Here is a 4016-nt window from a genome sequence, read left to right on the forward strand (position 1 = left end):
CTGCTATAGAACTAGCCGACCGCCTCCTTGAGGTGGCCGGTTTGTTGTATGCGAGGTCGATGATTCCTGCCGGATTTCCGACGATGTCGGCATAGGTCCCCGTTCCCTCGATATGGATCGTGATCGTGTCGATCAGCGACTTAAGCGTTTCCGAGGCCTCTTCGCGTACCGAAGGATCGGACAGGGCCTCTCTCGCTTTCCTGACCCTCTCTCCATATCGCTCCAGAAGAACGGGGTGCGGAATAACGACGGCCTTGTGCGTCGACTTCGCCGCATCGAGCCGCCGTTCGATCCGTTCCTTCTCAGCTTCCCGATCGTTCAGCATCTTGACCAGCGTTTCGCTGACGACACCCTTCACGAAATTGCCTGCCAGATTAGCGATCTCGCTCTCGATCTCCTTCAGCCGTTCTGAGAGACGCGCTGCTTCGCTGTCGCTCCCCGAACGCAATCGTTCGACCTCCCGAGCAAATTCTGCGGCGAAGAGTTCCGCCAGTTCCGCAGTCATCAACCGTTCTTGGATGACATGCAGGGCAGCTTCCTCGACGACTGATTTCCGGATCGAACCGTCACCGTTACAAGTGCCCTCGCGCTGCCCTGCGCAGCGATAATAGTCCTTGCCGTTGATGACGTAGTTCCGGCCGCAAGACCCGCACTTGATTAGTCCCGACAAGAGGTGCTTCTTACGCATCTGTCCGGCCGAGTTTCCAGAGCGGCCCGGGCACGTGCGGCTCTCTACCTGCGCTTTTACGCGCCCCGCGAGATCCTCGTCGACGATGCGCAATTCCGGGACTTCAGTCTCGATCCACTGGCTCTTGTCTGTCAGGCGGTAACGTCGTTCCCGTTTCTCAGAATCGGGATCGCGGCGCCACTCGCGGCGGCCCCAGACGAGTTGCCCGCGGTATAGAGGGTTGTGCAGAATGCCGACATACTTCTTGGGGTCGCCGCGAATGGTGGATTGGTTCCACTTCCCGCCGCTTGGTCCCGGGATGCCCTCGCTATTGAGCGCCGTCGCTATCGTATAGGCAGATTTTCCGGATGCGAATTCCGAAAGGATGCGCACCACCACGGGCGCGGTCTCCGGATTGATCTCGAGTAGTCCTTTGATGCGCTCCCCGTTCCCATCAAACCTTTCGGCGCGCCGATAGCCATAGATACGGCCGCCGGCGATCCGGCCGGCCAGGACCGCGGCTTCCATTCCGCGCAGTGTCTTCTTCCGAAGGTTTTCGAGGAAGATGGCGCCCATCATGCTGGCGACGGCGAGCTTCACCTCGCAGATCTCGCCCTCGGTCGTGGTGTATAGCTGGACACGATGATAGCGCAGCTGCTTGCCAAGCCAGGCAACGTCCTCACCGTCCCGCGCGAGCCGATCGAGGGCTTCACAAACCACAATATCGACTTCGCCGTCGCGAACCTGCCGCAGGAGATCCTTCAGGCCCCGTCTATCACGTCTGTAACCGGAGACCTCCGGGTCGGAGTGCGTATCTACGACACAGCCGTTCAGCCGCTCCACCAGCGGGCCACAGGCTCGGATCTGATCCTCGGAGGATTCGGGGTTCTGAAGCGAGGTTGAGTGCCTCGCGTAGATCACGACCCTGGGCTGCGCCATCATTCCTTCATCTCCGGAGTGCCTTTGCCATTGCCTTTCCGCGGCGGATCCTCATCGCGATGTCGGACCGCATGTGCGCGGAAATGATCTCGGCAATCTTTTGCGTGCGATAAGTTCCCGAAGCCCCGGCCACTGTCAGGACCTCGACCCCGTTGGCATCAAGGCGGTCGCGAAGAGCTATATAATTGGTGACGGGCCTGCACAGCCGGTCAAGGCTTTCGCAGACGAGGTAATCGATCCCTCCATCATCAATCAAGTCGAGCAAGGCTCTAAGCTCCGGTCTTTGCGAGGGTTCGCAGCCACACGAGCGTTCGGCGTGAACCGCGACGACCGTTCCACCCTCTTCCTCCACGTAGGTCATACAGTTCCTTATCTGCCGCTGGAGAGAGTGACGAACTGCGTCCTTCTCTGCGCGCGCGTAGATGGCGTACGCTTTACCCGACATGCTGGTCTCTTCCTTCATTCTACGGACTCCTTCTCGTCCTCCAACCGGCGGACGAATTCTCTTGCGGATTGTCGGGGTCTATATACGTGCTTGACCCAAATGCGGGTTGGTGGTATTTAGAATCCTATGAGAACCGCCACAGAATTTAAGAGCTTGTTCGACCTCTTGAAGGTCATTCCCGATGAACAAGCCGCCATCGATCACTTCACCGCGATCCGGTGGAGAGGTGGCGCATTTTGCCCGCTCTGCGGCAGCACGAAGGTTTACCACTTTTCGGATAAGCGCACTCACAAGTGCGGCGATTGCCGTAAGCGCTTTTCCATCAAGGTCGGGACGATCTTTCAGGATACCAAAATCCCTCTGCAAAAGTGGCTGATGGCGGTGTGGTTGATCACCTCCCACAAGAAGGGCATCGCAAGCACGTCACTGGCCCGCGATATTGACGTGACGCAGAAAACCGCTTGGTTCATGCTCCATCGGCTGCGAGCGGCGGCCACGACCGAGTCGTTCAATGCTCCGCTGGATGGCGTAATTGAGGCCGATGAAACGTTTGTTGGCGGCAAAGAGAAGAACAAGCACGCGCGCGACCGTAAGGGTGGCACGCAAGGCGGGAAGGGAAAGGCTGTGGTGTTCGGCATGCTTGACCGAGACGGTGACCTTCGCACGATCCACACCACCGATCAGCGCGCCAAGACTGTGCAAGGCCTGATCGAAGCCAATGTCGTTCCCGGCTCCACCATAATGACGGACGAACATGCGTCATATGTGGGCCTATCGAGGCGCTATTATCACCACAGGGTGAACCATAGCGCCGGAGAATACGTCCGCAATTATTGCATTCACACCAACGGCATCGAGAGCGTTTGGGCGCTGCTCAAGCGCCAGATCATCGGCGTTCACCATGTCATCAGCCCAAAACATCTTTCGCGGTATCTCGCTGAGATGACATGGCGCTTCAACCGCAGGGATCATGCGGACGGGTTCCGAGTGAACGATTTGCTCGCCTGTGCTGACCGCAGCCCTCTTACTTATCGTGGGTTGGTGGCATGAGCCAAAAGAAGGAAAAACCCCCAATGGATATGTCCAACATTGGCTTTGACGAAGCGCTTGCGCGCCTTATTCAAACAGACCCGCAAGAGGCTGAAGGCGCGGCTGATTCGGTAAAGCGCGAAGACGAGGGGGCACGCAAATATGTCAAAGAGCGACAGGACAGCATTGAGCGCGGAGCAAGGCGAAGCCGCACCCGATTCCGTCTTTGATTTCCTTTATCATGATAGTCGGCGCGTCGGCTCGTTTCTTTCGCAGCTCGACCAGAATGGTTTGCTCAAGGAGATCAAGCAATCCGAGCACGCCGTAAAGGGGACAAGTCGAGGGTTTAGTTTCCAAGTCGGCGGCAACTTGCCGCTGGCAGGAGGAGGCAACCTAGGTTTGGAGATGACGCCAAAGGAGGGTGGCGGTCAGGCGCTTGAGCGCGTTTACGATCCTTTTTGGGCAAACGCCCGCGAATTGCTCGACGCACTCGATGGCAATGGCCTCATAAGCCGCGACATTACCTCCACACATCTCGGTGGCATTGTGCTGATGTCAGGTTCTTTGAACCTGATTGATCTCGGCATGCTCAAAGCCATGTGGGAACTCCCTACTGTGAAACGCAAAATGCTTGAGGGCGCTAGCGAGGACGAGCCTGAGCAGGGAAACAGGCAAGAGCGTAGGTTACGTGGAAGGCAGGGGCGCAACGCTCCAAAAGCAATCAATGAGGATGCTCAGTTGATGTTGGAGATACTCCCGATTCTCCCCCACTCGATCAATATCATAATGGGTGGCTCTGGCTCATCGTCTTGGGCAAGTCTTGACGCTAATCATATGGTTGGATCGTCCAGCGATCTGCTGCTGAAGCATGGGAATGCAATTCCGGGGAAGTGGCACATGTTGGGAATCTTGGACGCGAAGCCGGATTCGGTGAGC

The 4016-nt window shown here is 57.5% G+C and carries 5 protein-coding genes; 3 read left to right on the forward strand and 2 right to left on the reverse strand.

All coding sequences use genetic code 11. The features are described 5' to 3' along the window. Together RM533_RS13545 and RM533_RS13550 are read right to left on the reverse strand one after the other, a co-directional pair. Positions 1-1609, reverse strand: a 1609-nt coding sequence (locus RM533_RS13545; RefSeq protein WP_311341754.1) for a recombinase family protein, incomplete at its 3' end; no start/stop codon positions are given. 4 nt (positions 1610-1613) lie between these two features. Beyond that, entirely contained in the window at positions 1614-2069 is a 456-nt protein-coding gene (locus tag RM533_RS13550; protein WP_311341755.1) for a recombinase family protein, read from the reverse strand. Between the two features lie 108 nt (positions 2070-2177). On the opposite strand from RM533_RS13550, the gene RM533_RS13555 reads away from it, so the two are divergent. The 3 genes from RM533_RS13555 to RM533_RS13565 all read left to right on the forward strand — a co-directional run. Next, positions 2178-3101 carry an IS1595 family transposase gene (locus tag RM533_RS13555; protein ID WP_311341756.1) on the forward strand — a complete coding sequence of 308 codons (924 nt, stop codon included), beginning with the start codon at positions 2178-2180 and terminating at the stop codon, positions 3099-3101. Next, entirely contained in the window at positions 3098-3310 is a 213-nt protein-coding gene (locus tag RM533_RS13560) for a hypothetical protein (RefSeq protein ID WP_311341757.1), read from the forward strand. Before RM533_RS13555 ends, RM533_RS13560 begins: the two co-directional genes overlap by 4 nt. Further along, positions 3267-4016, forward strand: a 750-nt coding sequence (locus RM533_RS13565; RefSeq protein WP_311341758.1) for a hypothetical protein, incomplete at its 3' end; no start/stop codon positions are given. The genes RM533_RS13560 and RM533_RS13565, both read left to right, overlap by 44 nt.

The sequence above is a fragment of the Croceicoccus esteveae genome (assembly GCF_031846435.1).
Taxonomy (GTDB): domain Bacteria; phylum Pseudomonadota; class Alphaproteobacteria; order Sphingomonadales; family Sphingomonadaceae; genus Croceicoccus; species Croceicoccus esteveae.